This is a genomic window from Halomonas aquatica (genome assembly GCF_040196335.1).
Taxonomy (GTDB): Bacteria; Pseudomonadota; Gammaproteobacteria; order Pseudomonadales; family Halomonadaceae; genus Halomonas; species Halomonas aquatica.
Genome location: NZ_JBEGCJ010000005.1, coordinates 357,567 through 377,072, shown reverse-complemented (window position 1 = coordinate 377,072; position 19,506 = coordinate 357,567). Strand labels below are relative to the sequence as shown.

Genomic DNA, 19,506 nt, shown 5'->3' with positions numbered 1-19,506 from the left:
GGCTACCTCCTAGGCCACCTGGACCGCGATACGATGGCAGGCGTTGTTGAGATAGCCCTTGGGGTTCCAGCCCGGGACCACCATGGGCTGGGAGTGCCCGTTTTCGTCGGTGGCCTTGGCCCACACCTCATAGTATCCCTGTTCGGGAAACTCCACCGTGGTGGTCCAGCGCTGCCAGGCCAGCCGGTTGGGCGGGGCCTTCAACTCGGCCTTCTGCCAGGTCGCCCCGAAGTCGATGGAGACGTGCACTTCGTTGACGGCCAGGTCGCCGGCCCAGGCATGGCCGCGAACTGTCATGGCCTCGCCGAGGGCATGGTCGATTCCGGACCTCGGGAAGGTCACCAGGGACTTCACCGGCATCGACTCGATGGTGACGAAGTCCTCCAAGGGCACGTTGCTGCCCGGCGCGACGCGGTTCTTGGGCACGCTGTAGGAGGGCGCGCCCATCTTGGTGCCGTCATGCTTCTGGTTGCGGATCACGATGCGCTGCAGCCACTTGCCGGAGACTGAGCCCGGCCAGCCGCCACAGACCACCCGCAACGGGTGGCCGTTGAGGTAGGGGATGTCCTCGCCGTTCATCGCCCAGGCAATCAGCGATTCGTCCTCCAGAGCCTTCTCCATGGGCACGCCCCGGGAGATCGGGTCCTTGTTGGGGTCGCCGCTGGCATGGGCATCGGCGCCGTAGTAGCCGATGTAGACGGCATCGTCCTTGATGCCGCAGGCCTCCAGGACATCGCGCAGGCGCACGCCGGTGAAGGTCGGGCAGGCTACCGCGCCTGTGGTCCACTGGTTGCCGCTGGCCGAGGGCACATACTCGCTGCGGCCATTGCCGCCGCATTCCACCTGGAGCTGGTAGGTGTGGTGCTCGAACCTCTCCTTGAGGTCGGCGATGGAGAAGCTCTGCGGGTTCACGCAGGATTCACCACCGATCTCCAGTTGCCAGGCGGCGACGTCGATGCTTTCCAGGGCAGGCGGGATGCCGTTGTTGCGGACGAACATGACCTTGCCGGGGGTGACGTCGTCGTCGAGCAGGTGAGGCGGCGTCTCGGCATTGATGGGACGGTCGTTGAGGACAGTCAGTCCTTCCTTGCCTTTCAGGGTGAAGGGTTCCTCGCTCTGTGCCAGAGCGGCCGGGATCAAGCCTCCGGGCATGCGGTCAGCGAAGGGGATCGATCCACCCACGGCGGCCGCCATGGCGAGCAGGCTGGAGCGTTTCAGGAAGCCGCGGCGCGTGACAGGATCGACTTCCCTGTCCCAGAGCTCGCGGTCCGCCGACTCGGGATCTTCGGCATAGAGCTCGTGGATGCCGCGCGTCTTGGTATCGGGGGGCAATTTTGTCATGGCTGTGCTCCTGGCGTGCGTCGGTCGGCACATCCTGTGCGCGTGCCGGGCCGGTATTGTTATCGTGCCGAAGTGTTTTCTCACTTCAGGCCTTACGATATTCCAGCTTAGCAGCGAATTGTGGTTTGCAAACTCGGCTCTCCGATCGAGGGGCTCACTCTTGCTCGAAGAGATCACTCTGGGCGCGTGGCGCCCGGAAGGCCGAGGTCTCCAGTGTCTGGTCCGCCAGGGTCGCAGGGTCATTGAGTCCGAAGCGGCGGCAAGCCATCTGGAAGCGCTGCTCCAGCAGCTCCGCGAACACCCCTTCGCCCTTCATGCGCTTGCCGAAACGTGGATCGTAGTCCGCTCCACCGCGGCACTGGCGGACGAGGCTCATCACCTTGCCGGCCCGTTCTGGATAGTGGGTGGCCAGCCATTCCTCGAACAGCGGCGCGACCTCTCTGGGCAGGCGCAGCAACATCCAGCCGGCGGTGGTGGCACCGGCCTCCGAGGCGGCCTCGAGCAGGCGTTCGAGCTCATGGTCGGTCAGCCCGGGAATCACCGGCGAGACCAGGGTGCCCACCGGGATGCCGGCCTCGGCCAGAGTGCGGATCACTCGCAGTCTCGCGGTCGGCGAGGCGGCCCGCGGCTCCAGGGTGCGCTTCAGCTCGGTATCGAGGCTGGTCAGGCTGACCATCACCCGCACCAGGCGCCGTTTCGCCAGGTCCCGCAGCAGGTCGAGGTCGCGCAGGATCAGTCCGCCCTTGGTCAACAGGGTCACTGGATGGCGGCACTCGAGCAGCAGCACCAGGATGGCGCGGGTGGTGGCGTAACGGGCTTCCAGGGGTTGGTAGGCATCGGTGTTGCCGGAGAGATTGATGGGCCGGCACTGGTAGCCGGGCTTGCACAGCTCTTCCTGGAGGCGCTCCGTCAGCCCGGTACTGGCGATCAGACGAGTCTCGAAGTCCAGCCCCGGCGAGAGGTCCCAATAGGCGTGGCTCGGCCGGGCATAGCAATAGATGCAGCCATGCTCACAGCCACGATAGGGATTGATCGAGCGGTCGAAGGGCAGGTCGGGGGAAGTATTCCAGGCGAGCGCGCTGCGTGTGCGCTCCTCGCGCACCTCGGTCGCCAGGCTTGTCGGTGACTCCTCCTGCCACCAGCCATCGTCGACCGCCTCGCTGGTGGTCGGGGCGAAGCGGTTATGCGGATCGAAGGTGGCGCCGCGGCCCTTGCGGACCACCCCGGCGAGGTTGGAATAATGAACCATCTGGGCTCCGGAATGCTGTATAAATAATCAGTTTATACCGAAAGCGATGGTCTGTCAGCTCATCGGCAGAGCCTCCGCGACTGGTCAGTCCGTCGGAGGGTGCGCGTTGACGCGTCATCAAGGGGTTGCTAGCTTACCCGCACTCTCAGGTACTGGTGGAAGCATCTACCAGTGAAACGGGAAGTCGGTGATCTCATTCCGACGCTGCCCCCGCAACGGTGATCGAGGAAAGAACGGCCATCACGCCACTGTGCTGCTGCACGGGAAGGCGGTCGTTCGGGACGTCGGGTCTGCTTCATGCCCGGCGTTCACTCGTCAGCCCGGAGACCGGCCCGAGAGTTCATGCCGAGTTGCGGTGGGCAACCTCGAGGCAGGGCTGGCGCCGCTTCTCCGTTTGTCCTTCTTCCTCGACCCCTTGCCGCCTCGGCACTCAACATGCCATCACGCCGTGCGGGTGAGCACGGTGAGCAAGGGACATACCATGAAAATCAGAAACCATACCGCTTTTGGCCTTGCCTCCTTTGGCTTAGCCACGCTTCCGCTGGCCGTCCACGCCCAGTCGCCCACCGCCGACCAGGCGTCCACCACCATCGAGCTCAATCCGATGGTCGTGACCGCCGCCCTGGCCCCCCGCACCGCCGACCAGAGTCTGTCGTCCGTCACCGTGCTCGATGAGGCCAGCCTGCGTCGCCAGGATCCGGCCAGCATAACCGAGGTGCTGCGTGGCCAGCCCGGGGTTGATGTCAGCACCAATGGCAGCTTCGGCAAGGTCAGTAACATCTATATTCGGGGTACCACCAACAAACAAAGTCTGCTTATGATCGATGGCATCCGCCTGCGTTCAGCGACAGCCGGAGGAGCTGCCTGGCAGTTTCTCGATCCACGGATGTTCGAGCGTGCCGAGATCGTGCGCGGCCCCCGGGGCAGCCTTTACGGTGCCGATGCGGTGGGGGGCGTGGTCCAGCTGTTCACCCCGGAAGGGGAAAAGGGCGCTCCCCAGCCACGCATCTCTGTCGGCGGTGGCTCCTTCGAGACCCAGCGTGTCAGTGCCAGCCTCTCCGGCGCCGAGGGTGGTACCCGCTACCATGTCGGCGCCAGCCGCTTGGAAACCGAGGGCGCACCGGTGCGCCGCGATGGCGACGACAAGGGCTACGACAACACCACCGGCCTGGTGCGGCTCTCGCATACCCTGCAAGACGGCGCCGAGGTTGGCATGATCGCCCTCCGGGGCAAAGGTGAGACAGAGATCGAAGCTGGGAGCACGGATTATATCCAGCAGGTGGCGGGTATTTATGGTGAGGTTCCCGTTACCGAAAATTGGCGTAGCCGTCTAACCTTAAGCGATGCAAGAGACGAGCAGGAAACAGCTGCTTATAGCGATGCATACCTTACAAAGACTCAAACGGCTAGATGGAAGAATACTGTTGATATTGATGCCCATGAATTGATTATTGGCGCTGAGCATACAGAGGATAGTGTAGGCGGAAGCAATACGGGTAGTGGGGCTTACGATGTCGAGAGTCGTTATAATTTGGCTGTATTTGCCCAAGGGCTGCTCGATTTTTATCCTTTTTCGCTCCAGGCTAGCCTTCGACACGACCACAACGAGGCTTATAGAGAGAAAGTCACTGGCAGTCTGGCGCTAGGCTATGAACTCGATGCTCTTCATACCCTTCGGGCCAGCTATGGCACGGCATACCGAGCACCAAGTTTCAACGAGCTTTACTTTCCTTACACTGATTATGGCTTTGGCTATTCATTTGAGGGTAATCCTGACCTGAAGCCCGAGTCATCCTCCACCGCGGAGATTGGTATTCGTGGCCAATATAGCGACCATTTCTGGGACTTCGTCGTTTACCAGACTGATATTGATGACTTGATTGTGTCTGCTGGAACTTCTCTCGACAATATTGATAGTGCGAAGATAAAGGGCGCTGAGCTCTCAGCCGGCACCGATCTTGCTGGTTGGACATTGCAAGCCGCACTTACCTATACGGACGCTCAAGACTCTGATTCTGGTGAAAGGCTTCCGAATAGAGCCAAGCGAAGTTTTCGGGTCGATATCGATCGCTCAATTTCTGACTTCGATGTTGGTGCATCCTGGCTTACGCAAAGCGATAGGATCGATGGGTTCAGCCAGGAGCGTGTAGCAGGTTATGGCATTGTCAACCTGCGCGCCGGCTGGGAGTTTGCGCCGATGTGGTCTGCCCGTCTGACAGTTGATAACGCCCTGGACAAGGAGTATGAGACAGCAAAGGACTTCATCAACGCCGGCCGAGCGGCCTTTGTCAGCGTCCACTTTGGCCAGTAGGGCGTCGTTGGTGCTCCGCCGTCTGTTCGGCTGGTCTGGGCTCTGGCTTGCACTGCTGTGCGGCCTGACCGGCCAGGCAACTGCCGCCGAGGTCTGCGCCATCGACGATGCTGACCACGAGGTCTGCCTGGCGGCGCCGGCCGAGCGCATCGTCGCCCTGTCGCCGAGCATCACCGAGCTTCTCTATGCCGCCGGGGCCGGTGAACGACTGGTCGGCACCGTCGGCTTCAGCGACTACCCGCCCGCGGCGATCGAGCTGCCGCGGGTGGGCAGCCATGAGCGCCTCGACCTCGAGGCTCTGCTGGTCCTCGAGCCGGATCTGGTCGTGGCCTGGATCAGTGGCAACCCGCGGGAGCAGCTGGATCGTCTGCGTCGGCTGGGCATTCCGCTCTTCCTCTCCGAGACCCGGGACTTCGAGGGCGTGGCCGACAGCCTCGAGCGCCTGGGCCGACTGGCCGGCAGTGAGGCCTCGGCCGCCGCCACAGCGGCAGCCTTCCGCGAGGATACCCGGGCGCTGCGCGCGCAGTATCGTGCCGCTTCGCCGGTGCCGGTGTTCTATCAGGTGTGGGAGCAACCGCTGATGACAATCAATGGCGAACACTGGATCAGCCAGGCGCTCGCCCTGTGTGGTGGCGAGAATGTCTTCGCCGAGGCATCGGCGGGGGTGCCACGCGTCGGCATCGAATCGGTGCTGGCCCGGGATCCGGAGGCCATTCTCACCGGTGGGGCGGGCAGCCCCGAGTCCCCGTGGCTTGAGTCCTGGCGCGACCATGCTCGGATGACCGCGGTACGCCGCGATAACCTCTTCGTCGTCGACCCCAGCCTGGTGCAGCGAGCCACACCGCGGCTGCTGGAAGGTACCCGGAAGATCTGCGAGCACCTGGAGGTGGCGCGTGATCGTCGCTAGCCGAGTCGGCCATGGGCCGCGTCTCGCGCCCCTGGCCCTGCTGGCCCTGGCCGCGCTGCTGGCGCTGGGGCTGTCCCTGGCCCTGGGCAGCGTTTCCATCCCGTTCGAGGCACTGCTGGAGGTGCTGAACGGGGAGGGCGAGGCCCTGCATCGCACCCTGGTGCTGGAACTGCGCCTGCCTCGGGCACTGGCGGCCTTCGGCACCGGGGCCCTGCTGGCTCTGTCGGGTGCGCTGATGCAGGTGCTGCTGCGCAACCCTCTGGCCGACCCCTACGTGCTGGGGCTCTCCGGCGGTGCCGCGGTGGCCGCACTCGCGGCGATGCTGGCGGGCCTCGGCGCGACCCTGGTGGCCGGTGCGGCCTTCGGGGGCGCGCTCGCCTCGATGCTGATCGTCTTCGGGCTGGCCCACGGCACCGGCAGCTGGACGCCGACCCGCCTGCTGCTCACCGGGGTGGTGATGGCCGCCGGCTGGGGGGCGTTGATCACCTTGCTGCTGGCGATCAGCCCGGTGGAAAGGCTGCCCGGCATGCTCTACTGGCTGATGGGCGACATGGCCTACGCGGCCAGTCCCTGGCCGGTACTGGCGGTGGCCGCCGTCAGCCTGGTCGTCATGCTGCCGCTTGGTCGTACCCTCAACGTTCTGGCTCGAGGCGGGCTGCAGGCCATGGCCCTGGGCGTGGCGGTGCGGCCGCTGGAGTGGACCCTCTACCTGCTGGCCAGCCTGATGACGGCCGTGGCGGTGACCACCGCCGGCAGCATCGGCTTCGTGGGCCTGATGGTGCCGCACATGCTGCGCCTGCGACTCGGCAACGATCAGCGGTTGATCCTGCCGGCGAGCCTGCTGGCCGGCGGTACCCTGCTGACCCTGGCCGATACCCTGGCGCGGACCCTGATCGCTCCCCAGCAGCTGCCGGTGGGCGTGATCACCGCACTGCTCGGGGTGCCAAGCTTCCTCTACCTGCTCTACCGGAGCCGCTGATGGATGCCCTGGAGACACACCGTCTGGTCATCGACATTCCCGGGCGAGCGGCAGGGCGTCCGCTGGACCTGCGCGTGTCGCCGGGGGAGCGCTGGGGTGTGCTCGGCCCCAACGGCGCCGGCAAGACGACCCTCCTGCATACCCTCGCCGGTCTGAGGGCGCCGCGTGCGGGGGAGGTGCGCCTCGCTGGTCTGCCCCTGGCACGCCTCGGGCGTCGGGCCGTGGCGCGTCGGCTGGGCATGGTCTTCCAGACCAGCCACGACGACTTCCCGGCCACGGTGCTCGAGACCGCGCTGATCGGTCGCCATCCGTTTCTCTCGCCATGGCATCAGGAAGGGCCCGAGGACCTGGCCCTGGCCGAGGCGGCGCTGGCGCGGCTGGATCTCACTCATCTGGCCGATCGCGAACTCTCGACTCTATCCGGCGGGGAGCGCCAGCGCGTCAGCCTGGCCACGGTGCTGACCCAGTCACCACAGACCTGGCTGGCCGACGAGCCTACCAACCACCTCGACCTTCACCATCAGGTGGCGATCATGGACCTGCTCGCCGAGCAGGCCGCCCAGGGCAGTGGCGTGATGATGTGCCTGCACGATCTCAACCTGGCGGCGCGCTGGTGCGATCACCTGCTGTTGCTCTATCCAGACGGCGAGGCCTGCTGGGGGCCGGCGGAGGTCATGCTGGTGCCTACGGTGCTGGAACGCCTCTATGGCCAACCACTGACCACCGCCATGGTGGATGGTGCCCCGGTGTTCGTGCCACGGCGCTGAGCCCTCTCTGCGCACTTTCTTCATGGTCTCGTCCCGGATCAGGGCACGAAGCGGGATGGGTCGTCACTGATCACTGCATCGACGCCCCATGCCCAGCGAGGGGCGAAGGCAGCGGGGTCGTTGGCCGTGTAGCAGAGCAGCCGATAGCCGGCCTCGGTGATCTCTCGGGCGCGCGGCGCCTTAAGTCGCTTCCAGTCGGCATGCACGCTGTAGGCCTCCACCGCCTCGCACTGCCGTCGCCAGTCACGGCCGATCCCCTCGAAGAGCACGCCCAGCGACAGCGACTCGTTCCCGGCCTGTGCGCGGGCATGGTCCAGGGCCGTGGCGTTGAAGGAGGAGAGCAGCCTTCGTGACGTCGGCAGTGCCTCCATCACGGGGGGCAGGGCGGCGTCGACCAGTGCTCGGGGATCACGACCACGATTCACCTTGAGCTCCAGGTTAACCCCCATGTCCAGCGCCTCGAGCAGGGCCAGCATCTCCTCGAGGGTAGCCATGCGCTCGCCGCGGAAGGCGTCGCCGAACCAGCTGCCGGCATCGAGCCGTCGCGCCGCGGCCAGGTCCAGGTCGGACAGTCGGCCGCGACGGTCAGAGCAGCGCCGCAGGGTGGCATCGTGCCAGATCACCGGGGTCCCGTCGCCGAGCAGCTGCACGTCCAGCTCGACCCAGGCGACCCCCGCGGCATGGGCGGCTCGCACGGCACTGAGGGTGTTCTCCGGCGCATGGGCGGAGAGGCCGCGATGGGCGATCAGGCGGGGCAGTGAGATGTCGGGGTGAGGCATGCAGGAGCGTCCTGGTCAGCGAGGCGCCGTCCACTGGCGGCAGGGGGCTTACAGCCTATCGCCATTGGCCCCCGGCGGGAAACGCCGATCCGGCGAGGCGGGTCGCCCGGGTCGCGGTGATCGCGTCAGGATGTGGTAGGCTGCGCGTTTTCGATCCTGGCGATGGCGCCGAACACACGACGATGCGAGGACACCGAGATGAGAGTCGTGCACATCAAGAATCCCCAGCAGCGCGATGCCTGTCTGGCCCGGTTGTGCGCCGAGGCCTACGGTCAGGACGCCGGTCTCGTGCCGCTGGCGATCTTCGCCGGCACCCTGGGGGTGCTGGTCAAGCAGGAGGCGGTAAGGGTGCTGGCGCTGGTGGATGATCAGTCGCGCCCGGTGGCGCTGGCCATGCTGGTGCTCGATGAGATCGGCACCAGCATGACCGTGATGTTGCTTGCCGACCTCGAGAGCGAGACCGTGACCCGGCCGGCCGAGATACTGGTCGCCGAGTTGGCACTCAAGGCGCCATTGCGCATCGATGCCATGGGACCCGAACAGGAAGCGCGCTTCGTCGAGGCGGGCATCACCCGCTGGCTGGACGGCAAGGGCGGGGTACGGATCGGTCTCGGGCCCAAGCATCCCGCCTCGTCCCTGGAGGACCTGCCCCGCGCACTGAGCTTCGACGAGGCCTCGGTGATCCAGTCGTTAAAGCGCGACCGCGCGCTCTTCGATGACTACAAGGCGCGATTCATCCGCGGACTGGAATCCTTTCCCGCGACCCTCTGAAGCGGGTGCGACTTGACCCGTGGGGCGCTCGGCGCTTGACTGGTGGGCCCATCCCGCAAGCATCAAAAGGAAAACGACACCCATGGCCAAGCGCATCCAGTTCGCCCGTACCGGTGGCCCCGAGGTTCTCGAACTCGTCGACACCACGCCGGCCGAGCCGGCCCCCGGAGAGGTACGCGTCCGGAATCAGGCGGTCGGCCTCAATTTCATCGACATCTACTTCCGCACCGGCCTCTATCCGGCGCCGTCGCTGCCCTCGGGGCTCGGCACCGAAGGGGCCGGCGTGGTCGAGGCGGTTGGCGAGGGCGTCACCCACCTGAAGGCGGGCGACCGGGTCGCCTATGCTCAGGGGCCGCTGGGGGCCTACGCCGAGCAGCATGTGCTTCCGGCCGAGAAGGTGGTGGTGCTGCCCGAGTCCATCGATGTCGAGACCGCCGCGGCCAGCATGCTCAAGGGCCTCACGGTCCAGTACCTGCTGCGCCAGACCGCACCCCTGCAGGGTGGCGAGACCATCCTCTGGCACGCCGCCGCCGGGGGCGTCGGCTCCATCGCCTGCCAGTGGGCGAAGGCGCTGGGCGTGAAGCTGATCGGCACCGTCAGCTCCCCGGAGAAGGCGGCACTCGCAGAGAAGAACGGCGCCTGGGCGACCATCGACTACACGAAGGAGGACGTGGTCGAGCGGGTGCGCGAGCTGACCGGCGGCGCCATGTGTGATGTGGTCTACGACTCGGTGGGCAAGGACACCTGGGAGACCTCACTGGACTGCCTTAAGCCGCGCAGCCTGATGGTCAGCTTCGGCAACGCCTCCGGCCCGGTGGATGGGGTCAACATCGGCATCCTCAACCAGAAGGGTTCCCTGTTCGTCACCCGTCCGAGCCTCAACGGCTATGCCGACACCCGAGAGCGGCTGGAGTGGATGGCCGGCGAGCTCTTCGAGATGCTGGAAAGCGGCAAGGTCAAGGTCGACATTGCCCAGCGCTACCCGCTGGCGGATGCCGGCAAGGCCCAGGAGGCCCTCCAGGGCCGCCAGACCACGGGCTCGACCATCCTCTTGCCATGACCCCGGTAATCGGCGTGGGCGGAGATCACAGCGAGTCGTGGAGCTCGTCGATCAACTGCTCGCGCCGCTTGAGCGCGGTCAATCCGACATCGCCCAGCAGGTTCGCGGCCTCGCAGAGCAGTCCCTCGGCCAGCAACATGAAGGCACACATGCTGTTGCTGAAGAACAGGCTGTGGTTGGGAACAGCGAAGCTGTAATCCGCCACCTTGGCGAGGGGTGATCCGCTGGAGTCGGTCAGGGCGATGACGCTTATGCCCTGGCGGGCCGCTACCTCTGCCGTGGCCACCACGCTGGGGGTATAGGGAAAACAGCTCACCACCACCAGCACGTCGCCCTCATCGAGCTGTGCAAGCGCATCCGCGACCCCGTGCCGGACGGCGTCGAGCGGTGCCGCATCGGAACGCAGCATGCCGAGGCCATAGGCCATGAATGAGGCCAGCGAGGCGAACTGGCGCATGCCGTGAACCCTCACCCGCCTAGCCTCCACCAGCAGCCGGGCGCTCCCCGTGAAGGCTTCGCCATCGATACCTGCCACCATGTCGACGATATTGGCGTTTTCCTGACGACCCAGGCGAGCCAGCCGTGCGAGGGCATCGCCGTCACCTTCGCTGTCCAGCAGGCGGGAGACTTGATCGCTGTAGAAGCTCTTGCCCTCCGTGACGTTGCGGCGAAACACGGCCTGCAGGCCGGCGAAGCCGTCGAACCCCAGGCGCTGGGCCAGGCGCGACAGCGTCGAGGGGCTGACGCCCAGGCGCTCCGCAAGGTCGCTGATCGACGAGACCGCGGCCTGCTGGGGGGCGGTGACCATCGCCGACAGCACCTGACGCGAGCGCTTGCCCAGTCGTACCGAGCTCTCGCCGTCCTCGATCTGGGCGAGCAGGCGCTGGAGGTCGCCGAGGGTGTCCGGTCGAGAGGGCTCGGGAGTCATCATGGGGGGATCAGCACTTCCTGTGGCGATGGGGGAGGGGCATTGTAGGGCTCGTCGCTCGTGGCGTCAGACGGGTGGCGAATCTATTTGCAAAAATATTTCCTTTACATAAAAATGACAAGTTGATTTGCAAATTTCCTGGTGAGGTCAGCATGAGCCACGTCTTCCATCGTCATCTGAAGCAACAGTACCCGACCGCCGTGAGCGGCGACGGCCCCTACCTCATCGATGCCGATGGGCGTCGTTACCTGGATGCCTGTGGCGGCGCCGCGGTGTCCTGCCTGGGCCACAGCGATACCGAGGTGATCGAGGCGGTGCGTGAGCAGGTCGGGCGGCTTGCCTATGCCCACACCTCCTTCTTCACCAACGAGCCGATGGAGGCCCTGGCGGACTTCCTGGTCGAGCGGGCGCCGGCGGGCCTGTCGTCGGTCTATTTCGTCTCGGGGGGGTCCGAGGCGGTGGAGGCGGCCCTCAAGCTGGCGCGCCAGTACTTCATCGAGCGGGGCGAGCCCCAGCGCAAGCACCTGATCGCGCGTCGCCAGAGCTACCACGGCAACACACTGGGCGCCCTGGCGACCGGCGGCAACGCCTGGCGCCGGCAGCAGTTCGAGCCGCTGCTGGTTCAGGTGAGCCACGTCAGTCCTTGCTATGCCTATCGGGATCAGGCCCCCGGCGAGACCCCGGAGGCCTACGGCGAGCGTCTGGCCGAGGAACTCGAGTCCGAGATCCAGCGCCTGGGGCCGGAGAACGTGATGGCCTTCGTCGCCGAGCCGGTGGTCGGCGCGACCCTGGGAGCCGTCCCTTCGGTGCCGGGCTACTTCAGGCGGATTCGCGAGGTCTGCGATCGCCACGGCATCCTGCTGATCCTCGACGAGGTGATGTGCGGCATGGGGCGGACCGGCAGCCTGTTTGCCGCCGAACAGGAGGGCGTGACCCCGGACCTGATGACCATCGCCAAGGGCCTGGGGGCCGGCTACCAGCCGATCGGTGCGACACTGGTGAGTGAGCCCATCCGCCGGGCCATCGCCGAGGGCTCGGGATTCTTCCAGCACGGGCACACCTACATCGGCCACGCCACCGCCTGCGCCGCCGCCCTGGCGGTACAGCGCGCCGTCGAGGAACGCGGCCTGCTGTCGCGCGTCGTCAGCCTGGGCGAGGGGCTGCAGCAGCGCCTTGAGGCGCGTTTCGGCGAGCACCCCTACGTCGGCGACATCCGCGGGCGTGGGCTCTTCCGAGGGATCGAACTGGTGGCCGACCGCGGCGACAAGACGCCGTTCGATCCGTCGCGCAAGCTCCACGCGGCGGTCAAACGCACGGCCATGGACAAGGGCCTGATGTGTTACCCGATGGGTGGCACCATCGACGGCCAGCGGGGCGACCATATCCTGCTGGCCCCGCCCTTCATTCTCGAGGAGTCCCACCTGGACGAGATCGTCGACAAGCTCGACGCGACCCTGCAGACCGTCTTCGACCATACCTAACGGAGCCCCGCCCGATGTCGATCGATTCCCGTCTCTCTCCTCTGGACGAGGCCAGCATGGCGCCCGATCAGCGCCGCGTTCTGGACGCCATCCTGAGTGGCCCCCGCGGTAACCTGGATGGCCCCTTCCTGGCCTGGATCCACAGCCCGGAACTGGCCGATCACGCCCAGCGACTCGGCGCCTTCTGTCGATACGGGACCCGGCTCGAGACGCGGCTGACGGAGCTGGCGATACTCTTCACCGCGGCCTGGTGGCAGTCCCAGGCCGAGTGGCAGATCCATGAGCCCATCGCCCGCGAGGCCGGGGTCAGCGAGGCGGTGATCGAGGCCCTTCGGGAGCGGCGGGAGCCCGCCTTCGAACGCGCGGCTGAGGCGCTGGTCTATCGCCTGGGCAAGGTGCTCTACACCACGCGGCGCGTCGATGATGTGCTCTATGCCGAGGCCGTGGAGGCCTTCGGCGAGCCGGCGGTGGTCGAGCTGGTCGGCGTGCTGGGCTACTACGCCCTGGTGGCCATGACCCTCAACGTATTCGAGGTGCGTCGGGGCACCGAGCCCCTGCCGTTCGCCGAGCGTTAGGGGCTGCCAGGCAGGAAAAGCGACACACGGCCACGCGACGGGTGTCGCCCCTTCGGAGCGGCGAGGGGGAAAAGGCTGGATTTTCTGTCATGCTGTTGATGTGCTTGAGCCCTCACTGATCTACAGGGAGCTGTCATGGCCGACAGCACGCTGATCTTCATTGTCCTGGGTCTGACCCTGGCCGCCTTCGTCTGGGGGCACTTCCGCTACGACCTGGTGGCGCTCTCGGCGCTGCTCGGCTCGGTGATGCTGGGCCTGGTGCCGGGCGAGGAGGCCTTCCTGGGCTTTGGTCACCCGGCGGTGATCACGGTCGCGGCGGTGCTGGTGCTCAGCCGTGCCTTCGAGCGGTCCGGTGTGGTGGACGTGATCGCCGATCAGGTGCTGAAGGTCGGTGACCGCCTCTTCCTGCAACTGGCCGCGCTGACCGGGACCGTGGTGGTGCTCTCCGGCTTCATGAACAATGTCGGTGCCCTGGCGCTGCTGTTGCCGGTGGCCATGCGTCTGGCACGCGAGCATGATACTTCGCCGTCGATGCTGCTGATGCCGCTGGCCTTCGGCTCCCTGCTCGGTGGCCTGACCACCCTGATCGGCACGCCGCCCAACATCATCATCTCCAGCTATCGCGGCGATGTGGTGGGGGAGAGTTTCGGCATGTTCTCCTTCTCTCCGGTGGGGGCCGCGGTGGCCCTGGCCGGGCTGGCCTTCATTCTGCTGATCGGCTGGCGGCTGGTGCCCCAGCGCGCCGGCAAGGCCTCCACCGAGGAGATGTTCGATACCGCCCACTACCTGGTGGAGCTCAGCGTGCCTGAGGGCGCCAAGGCCGTGGGCTGGTCGCTGCGTGACCTCCAGCATGAACTGGAAGAGACCATCCCGGTACTGGCCGTCGTCCGCGACGACAAGCGCCGTGCGGGACATGCGTTCCACGGGACCCTGCGCGAGGGAGACATCCTGCTGGTGGAGGCGGGCCCGGATGAGATGAAGCTGCTGGAGGACAAGGCTGGCCTGGCGGTGGGCGCCGAACCTGAGGAGGAAGAGGATGACCTTCAGGCGCCAGCGGAGAACGGAGAGAGCCTGAAGGAGACGCCCGCCAAGGAGAAAGTGGATACCGAGGGGCTGCAACTGGTGGAGGCCGTGGTGCGCAACGACTCCACGATGGTCAACCGCACCGTGACCCAACTGCGCCTGCACAACCAGTTCGGCCTGCACCTGGTAGCGGTGGCCCGCGACGGGGGGCGCCTCAAGCAGCGCCTGCGCGACATTCGTTTCCGGGCCGGGGATGTGCTGCTGCTGCAGGGTGGCGAGAGCGAACTCTCGGAGAGCCTGACAATGCTCGGCTGCCTGCCGCTGGCCAGCCGCAACCTCTCAATCGGTCAGCCGCGACTGCTGCTGATCTCCCTCGCCATCTTCGCCGCGGCCATCCTGGCCATCCTGCTGGATGTCCTTCCGGCGGCGGTGGCACTCTCCACGGCGGCCATGGTCTCGTTGCTGGTGGGCGTGCTGCCGTTGCGCGACGGCTACCAGGCGATCGATGGGCCTGTGCTGGTGCTGCTCGGCGCGATGATCCCGGTGGGACAGGCGCTGGAGACCAGTGGTGGCGCGTCGATGATCGCCGACAGCCTGCTCGCCCTGGGCAGTGACTGGCCGGTGGTGGTGACCCTGACGGGGCTCTTCGTGCTCACCATGATGCTCTCCGATGTCATCAACAATGCGGCGGCGGCTGTGCTCATGGCGCCCATCGCCGCTAGCCTGGCTCACGGCTTCGACGTCTCGGTGGATGCCTTCCTGATGGCCGTGGCGATCAGCGCCTCCTGCGCCTTCCTCACGCCCATCGGGCATCAGTCCAACACCCTGGTGATGGGGCCCGGCGGCTACCGCTTCGGTGACTACTGGCGCATGGGTTTGCCGCTGGAGGTGGTGATCACCCTGGTGGCCATTCCCATGATCCTGTGGATCTGGCCACTGTAGCAGGACGCCCCGGCGGCCGGCCGGGGCGTCTTGGGATGCGGTACACGGAGAGGTGGCATCAGGCGGGGTGGTGTCGCAGCACCCTGGACGAGTCGGCGACGAAGGCGTCGTAGGCGAAGTCGTCCACGCTGAGTAGTTCCAGGACCTCGGCCTCCCGCTCCCGCATGAAGGCGGCGTCTTCTCTGCTGATCAGTCCCTGCGCCAGGGCGGCCTCCACCCGTTGTTCAGGATGCAGCGCCTGTGCCGGCAGCTTCCCCTTCGCGTAGGCCTTGTTGACCTGACGATAGAGGCCTTCGGCGCGCTCCTGGGTCGTCAGCAGGTCATTGTAGCGGGCAAGCGGGTTGTCCCGGCTGCCGTCATTCTCCTGCCAGGTAGCGTCAAGCAGGTCGCTACGCAGGGGAGTGTCCCGGGAGACGTTCTGTGCGATCTCGCGGGTCAGCGCATCCTGGGGGCGCCTCCAGCGGCGGCCGACCGGCATCACGATGAGGCGAAGCAGGCGGCCGAGTGCACGACTCGGCAGATTGTCGAAGAGTTCGTCCAGGGCCTGCTCGGCGCGGCCCAGCAGGAACCGGCAGCCATAGTGCAGCAGGGCCGCCTCGCCCTCGACCTGCTTGCCTTCGTGCCAATGCTTGAGGGTCATCGAGGCGAGGTAGAGGTTGGAGAGCACGTCGCCGAGACGGGCGGAGAGCATCTCGCGCTGCTTGAGGGTCGAACCGAGGCTCGCCATGGCGGCATCGGCGCAGAGCCCGAAGCCGGCGGAGAGACGGGAAATGTCTCGGGCATAGGGGGCGGCGACCTCGTCGAAGGGCACGTCCGGGTGGCCGAGTCCCAGGCCCTGGGTGAGGGCGCGGGCGGCGTTGCCGAAGATCAGCCCGGCATGACCGAAGAAGGCCCGATCGAAGGCCGCCAGATCATCGGCATCCTTGGCGGCCAGCTCCTCGAGCACGTAGGGATGGCAGCGGATGGCGCCCTGGCCGAAGATCATCAGGTTGCGGGTCATGATGTTGGCGCCCTCGACGGTGATGGCCACCGGGTTGGCGCTGTAGCCGATGCCGAGGTAGTTGCGCGGCCCCAGGGTCACCGCCTTGCCGCCGTGGATGTCCATGGCGTCGCCGAGGATCTGGCGCTGGAACTCGGTGAGCTGGCTCTTGAGGATGGCCGAGGGCACCGCCGGCTTCTCGCCGTGGTCGATGGTGTTGGCGGTCTGATAGACGGCGGCCCGGGCGATATAGGCCAGGGCCGCCATGCGCGCCAGGGGCTCCTGGATGCCCTCCATCTCCGCCACCGGCACGTTGAACTGGCGACGAATCCGCGCGAAGCCGCCGCTCCAGCCCAGGGCGTAGCGGGCGGTGCCGCTGGCGCCGGAGGGCAGGGTGATGCAGCGTCCGATGGACAGGCACTCGACCAGCATCCGCCAGCCCTGGCCGATCATCTCCGTCCCTCCGATAATGGTGGACAGAGGCACGAATACATCCTTGCCCTTGATCGGCCCGTTCATGAAGGGGCTGCCGATGGGGTGATGGCGGCGACCGATTTCCATGCCCTCGGTGTCGCGGGGAATCAGCGCCAGGGTGATGCCACGGTCGTTCTCCTCGCCTAGCAGGTGGTCGGGGTCGAAGAGCCGGAAGGCCAGGCCCACCACGCTGGCGATGGGCGCCAGGGTGATCCAGCGCTTATCGAAGTCCAGGCGAAGGCCCAGTACCTCCTCTCCGTCGATGACCTGCCTGCACACCACGCCGGTGTCGGGAATTGCCGTGGCGTCACTGCCCGCGCGGGGGCCGGTGAGACCGAAGCAGGGGATCTCGCGCCCGTCCGCCAGCCGCGGCAGGTAGTGATCCTTCTGTTCCTGGGTGCCGTACTTGAGCAGCAACTCGCCCGGGCCCAGGGAATTGGGCACGCCCACGGTGACCATCAGGGTCTCGCTGACCGAGAGCTTCTGCAGCACCAGTGACTGGGCCTTGGCCGAGAAGCCCAGCCCGCCGTATTCCTCGGGGATGATCATGCCGAAGAAGCCTTCCTGCTTGAGGTAGTCCCACAGCTCCTGTGGCAGGTCGGCGCTCTCACGGGCGATTTCCCAGGCATTGCACATGCCGGCGGCCACGTTGCACTGGTGGTCGATGAAGGCGCTCTCTTCTGCCGAGAGGCCCTCGTCGCGAACATCGAGGAGCGCCTGCCAGTCGGGGCGCCCCGTGAAGAGTTCACCGTCCCAGGCCACGCTGCCGGCCTCGAGCGCGGTGCGCTCGGTGTCCGAGACCCTGGGTGCTGCCTTCTTGAACAGGGCGAAGAGGCGCGGCGAGAGCCAGCGGGTGCGCAGGACCGGCAGGCCCGCCGCCGCCACCCCGGTGGCGGTGAGGAGCAGCAGCACGCCGAGCAGCGGCGAGCCCAGCAGCAGGCCGGCCAGGCCCGTCGTGGTCAGCACGACGAGGGTGGGCAGGGCGCCCGCCTCGCGGCGCATCACCACCAGCAGGCCGGCCATGGCCAGCACGATAAGGATCAGGGTCAACATGGAGCCTCTCTGTCTATAATTCGAACGTGTGTTTGAATTCTTGCAGATTAGCCTATTCCTCTGCAACGGGCCAGCCTTTGGTTCATCGTTTCGCCTGAATGTTGGCCACCCATCATGACAACGCCCCGTCCTGTGTCAGCAGGGCGGGGCGTCTGTCGTTCTCATGTGGCCTCGAGGCCGTTGGTGGTCAGGCCAGGCGGCGCCGGGGCTCCTCCCTTGCCGGGGCATCGCCTGCCACGTAGTAGGCGGCGTTCGAGCGCGGCAGCGGCTCGCGGCCACGCATCCGGTCGGCGATCTTCTCGGCGAGCATGATGGTCGGGGCGTTGAGGTTGCCGGTGGGAATCACCGGAAACAGCGAGGCGTCTACCACTCGCAGGCCCTCCAGTCCGTGCACCCGGCCCTGGCCATCGACTACCGAGCCCTCGTCCTTGCCCATGCGACAGCTGCCGCAGGGGTGGTAGGCGGTCTCTGCATGTTCGCGGACGAAGGCATCCAGCTCAGCATCGGACTGCACCTCCGGGCCCGGCGATACCTCCCGGCCACGATAGGCGTCGAAGGCGGGCTGGGCGATGATCTCGCGGGTCAGGCGGATGGCGTCACGGAACTCTTGCCAGTCCTTTTCGGTGGACATGTAGTTGAACAGGATGCTGGGCGCTGCCTTGGGATCGCGGGAGGTCAGGCGGATGCGCCCGCGGCTCTCGGAGCGCATGGAGCCCACGTGGGCCTGGAAGCCGTGGGCCTCGACCGCGCTCTTGCCGTTGTAGCTGATGGCGATGGGCAGGAAGTGGTACTGCAGGTTGGGCCACTCCTCCTCGTCGCTGGAGCGTATGAAGCCTGCCGCCTCGAACTGGTTGCTGGCACCAATTCCCTTGCCTAGCAGCAGCCACTCGGCGCCGATCTTCGGCTGGTTCCACCACTTGAGCGCCGGATAGAGAGAGATCGGCTGGGTGCACTCGTACTGGATGTACATCTCCAGGTGGTCCTGGAGGTTCTCGCCCACCCCGGGCAGGTCGTGGACCACCGGGATGTCGAGCTCGGCGAGGTACTCGGGATTGCCTACGCCCGAGCGCTGCAGGATCTGCGGCGAGGCGATGGCGCCGCCACACAGCAGCACCTCGCGGCGGGCATGGACCTCCTGGGTCTGGCCACGGTGCTGGTAACGCACGCCGGTGGCGCGCTTGCCCTCGAAGGTGATGACGTCGGTGGTGGCGCGGGTCTCGATGGTCAGGTTGGGACGCGGCTTGGCCTGGTCCAGATAGCCCCGCGCCGTGGAGGCACGTCGCCCGTTGGGCGTGACGAAACGGTCCATGGGGCCGAAGCCTTCCTGCTGGTAGCCGTTGACGTCTTCGGTTGCCGGGTAGCCCGCCTGCTGTCCCGCCTCGATGAAGGTGTGGTAAAGCGGGTTGTTGCCGGCTTTCGGAGTGGTCACGCTGACCGGGCCATCACCGCCATGATAGGCGTTGGGGCCGATGTCGCGGGTCTCGGCCTTCTTGAAGTAGGGCAGGCAGTCGGCGTAGCTCCAGTCCTCGAGGCCTTCACGCGCGGCCCAGCCGTCGTAGTCCAGGGCATTGCCCCGGATGTAGCACATGCCGTTGATCAGCGATGAGCCGCCGAGCCCCTTGCCGCGGCCGCACTCCATGCGCCGGCCGTCCATGTGGGGCTCCGGGTCGGTCTCGAAGGCCCAGTTGTAGCGCTTGCCCTGCAGCGGGTAGGCCAGGGCGGCGGGCATCTGGGTGCGGAAGTCGAAGCGGTGGTCGGGGCCACCGGCCTCGAGCAGCAGCACGCTGACGCCCTCGTCCTCGGTGAGCCGGGTGGCCAGGACGTTGCCGGCGGAGCCGGCGCCGATGATGACGTAGTCGAATTCACGGGTCTGGGACATGGGGTCTC

General features: G+C 66.5%; 15 protein-coding genes and 1 riboswitch. Of the genes, 9 read left to right on the top strand and 6 right to left on the bottom strand.

Annotation, left to right across the window (positions count from 1 at the left end; all coding sequences use genetic code 11):
• Window positions 1-9 precede the first annotated feature (9 nt).
• Both ABE960_RS12965 and ABE960_RS12960 read right to left on the bottom strand, forming a co-directional pair.
• A complete protein-coding gene (locus ABE960_RS12965) occupies window positions 10-1,341 on the bottom strand; it encodes a sulfite oxidase (protein WP_349762694.1) in 1,332 nt (443 codons plus the stop codon).
• Between the two features lie 154 nt (window positions 1,342-1,495).
• Entirely contained in the window at window positions 1,496-2,590 is a 1,095-nt protein-coding gene (locus tag ABE960_RS12960) for a PA0069 family radical SAM protein (protein WP_349762693.1), read from the bottom strand.
• Between the two features lie 130 nt (window positions 2,591-2,720).
• A riboswitch (cobalamin riboswitch) is annotated at window positions 2,721-2,940 on the top strand.
• A 131-nt stretch (window positions 2,941-3,071) separates the two neighbouring features.
• Between ABE960_RS12960 and ABE960_RS12955 the strand changes: the two genes are divergently transcribed.
• Genes ABE960_RS12955 through ABE960_RS12940 form a run of 4 tightly spaced genes read left to right on the top strand, consistent with a single transcriptional unit; the run spans window position 3,072 to window position 7,554 of the window.
• Window positions 3,072-4,901, top strand: coding sequence for a TonB-dependent receptor domain-containing protein (locus ABE960_RS12955; RefSeq protein WP_349762692.1), 1,830 nt, complete (start codon window positions 3,072-3,074; stop codon window positions 4,899-4,901).
• A 10-nt stretch (window positions 4,902-4,911) separates the two neighbouring features.
• A complete protein-coding gene (locus ABE960_RS12950; RefSeq protein WP_349762691.1) occupies window positions 4,912-5,808 on the top strand; it encodes a cobalamin-binding protein in 897 nt (298 codons plus the stop codon).
• The gene (locus ABE960_RS12945; RefSeq protein ID WP_349762690.1) at window positions 5,795-6,787 is read left to right on the top strand and encodes a FecCD family ABC transporter permease; all 993 of its coding nucleotides are present in this window, start codon (window positions 5,795-5,797) and stop codon (window positions 6,785-6,787) included. Before ABE960_RS12950 ends, ABE960_RS12945 begins: the two co-directional genes overlap by 14 nt.
• On the top strand, window positions 6,787-7,554 hold the full coding sequence (locus tag ABE960_RS12940; RefSeq protein WP_349762689.1) for an ABC transporter ATP-binding protein: 768 nt from the start codon (window positions 6,787-6,789) through the stop codon (window positions 7,552-7,554). Before ABE960_RS12945 ends, ABE960_RS12940 begins: the two co-directional genes overlap by 1 nt.
• A 38-nt stretch (window positions 7,555-7,592) precedes the next feature.
• Here the strand turns inward: ABE960_RS12940 and ABE960_RS12935 are convergent, their stop codons facing one another.
• Window positions 7,593-8,333, bottom strand: coding sequence for a glycerophosphoryl diester phosphodiesterase (locus tag ABE960_RS12935; protein ID WP_349762688.1), 741 nt, complete (start codon window positions 8,331-8,333; stop codon window positions 7,593-7,595).
• 198 nt (window positions 8,334-8,531) lie between these two features.
• Here ABE960_RS12935 and ABE960_RS12930 point away from each other — a divergent pair, with 198 nt between their 5' ends.
• Window positions 8,532-9,104, top strand: a complete 573-nt coding sequence (locus tag ABE960_RS12930; protein ID WP_349762687.1) for a hypothetical protein — start codon at window positions 8,532-8,534, stop codon at window positions 9,102-9,104.
• Between the two features lie 82 nt (window positions 9,105-9,186).
• Window positions 9,187-10,164: an NADPH:quinone reductase gene (locus ABE960_RS12925; RefSeq protein WP_349762686.1), complete on the top strand. Its 978-nt coding sequence runs from the start codon at window positions 9,187-9,189 to the stop codon at window positions 10,162-10,164.
• Between the two features lie 25 nt (window positions 10,165-10,189).
• Here the strand turns inward: ABE960_RS12925 and ABE960_RS12920 are convergent, their stop codons facing one another.
• Window positions 10,190-11,095 carry a MurR/RpiR family transcriptional regulator gene (locus tag ABE960_RS12920; RefSeq protein WP_349762685.1) on the bottom strand — a complete coding sequence of 302 codons (906 nt, stop codon included), beginning with the start codon at window positions 11,093-11,095 and terminating at the stop codon, window positions 10,190-10,192.
• A 149-nt stretch (window positions 11,096-11,244) separates the two neighbouring features.
• Here ABE960_RS12920 and ABE960_RS12915 point away from each other — a divergent pair, with 149 nt between their 5' ends.
• The 3 genes from ABE960_RS12915 to ABE960_RS12905 all read left to right on the top strand — a co-directional run bounded on the left by ABE960_RS12915 (window position 11,245) and on the right by ABE960_RS12905 (window position 15,113).
• Window positions 11,245-12,573, top strand: a complete 1,329-nt coding sequence (locus ABE960_RS12915) for an aspartate aminotransferase family protein (RefSeq protein WP_349762684.1) — start codon at window positions 11,245-11,247, stop codon at window positions 12,571-12,573.
• A gap of 14 nt (window positions 12,574-12,587) precedes the next feature.
• On the top strand, window positions 12,588-13,148 hold the full coding sequence (locus ABE960_RS12910; RefSeq protein ID WP_349762683.1) for a carboxymuconolactone decarboxylase family protein: 561 nt from the start codon (window positions 12,588-12,590) through the stop codon (window positions 13,146-13,148).
• 135 nt (window positions 13,149-13,283) lie between these two features.
• A complete protein-coding gene (locus tag ABE960_RS12905; RefSeq protein WP_349762682.1) occupies window positions 13,284-15,113 on the top strand; it encodes an SLC13 family permease in 1,830 nt (609 codons plus the stop codon).
• Between the two features lie 58 nt (window positions 15,114-15,171).
• Here the strand turns inward: ABE960_RS12905 and ABE960_RS12900 are convergent, their stop codons facing one another.
• Both ABE960_RS12900 and betA read right to left on the bottom strand, forming a co-directional pair.
• On the bottom strand, window positions 15,172-17,619 hold the full coding sequence (locus ABE960_RS12900) for an acyl-CoA dehydrogenase (RefSeq protein ID WP_349762681.1): 2,448 nt from the start codon (window positions 17,617-17,619) through the stop codon (window positions 15,172-15,174).
• A gap of 187 nt (window positions 17,620-17,806) precedes the next feature.
• The gene (gene betA / locus ABE960_RS12895) at window positions 17,807-19,498 is read right to left on the bottom strand and encodes a choline dehydrogenase (RefSeq protein ID WP_349762680.1); all 1,692 of its coding nucleotides are present in this window, start codon (window positions 19,496-19,498) and stop codon (window positions 17,807-17,809) included.
• Window positions 19,499-19,506: the final 8 nt, after the last annotated feature.

Bases quoted from the DNA above. Each gene is read 5' to 3' on its own strand.
- ABE960_RS12955 (WP_349762692.1), top strand. From the start codon at position 3,072: ATGAAAATCAGAAACCATACCGCTTTTGGCCTTGCCTCCTTTGGCTTA.
- ABE960_RS12915 (WP_349762684.1), top strand. From the start codon at position 11,245: ATGAGCCACGTCTTCCATCGTCATCTGAAGCAACAGTACCCGACCGCC.
- ABE960_RS12905 (WP_349762682.1), top strand. From the start codon at position 13,284: ATGGCCGACAGCACGCTGATCTTCATTGTCCTGGGTCTGACCCTGGCC.
- ABE960_RS12960 (WP_349762693.1), bottom strand. From the start codon at position 2,590: ATGGTTCATTATTCCAACCTCGCCGGGGTGGTCCGCAAGGGCCGCGGC.
- ABE960_RS12935 (WP_349762688.1), bottom strand. From the start codon at position 8,333: ATGCCTCACCCCGACATCTCACTGCCCCGCCTGATCGCCCATCGCGGC.
- ABE960_RS12910 (WP_349762683.1), top strand. From the start codon at position 12,588: ATGTCGATCGATTCCCGTCTCTCTCCTCTGGACGAGGCCAGCATGGCG.
- ABE960_RS12925 (WP_349762686.1), top strand. From the start codon at position 9,187: ATGGCCAAGCGCATCCAGTTCGCCCGTACCGGTGGCCCCGAGGTTCTC.
- ABE960_RS12965 (WP_349762694.1), bottom strand. From the start codon at position 1,341: ATGACAAAATTGCCCCCCGATACCAAGACGCGCGGCATCCACGAGCTC.
- ABE960_RS12920 (WP_349762685.1), bottom strand. From the start codon at position 11,095: ATGATGACTCCCGAGCCCTCTCGACCGGACACCCTCGGCGACCTCCAG.
- ABE960_RS12930 (WP_349762687.1), top strand. From the start codon at position 8,532: ATGAGAGTCGTGCACATCAAGAATCCCCAGCAGCGCGATGCCTGTCTG.
- ABE960_RS12900 (WP_349762681.1), bottom strand. From the start codon at position 17,619: ATGTTGACCCTGATCCTTATCGTGCTGGCCATGGCCGGCCTGCTGGTG.
- betA (WP_349762680.1), bottom strand. From the start codon at position 19,498: ATGTCCCAGACCCGTGAATTCGACTACGTCATCATCGGCGCCGGCTCC.
- ABE960_RS12940 (WP_349762689.1), top strand. From the start codon at position 6,787: ATGGATGCCCTGGAGACACACCGTCTGGTCATCGACATTCCCGGGCGA.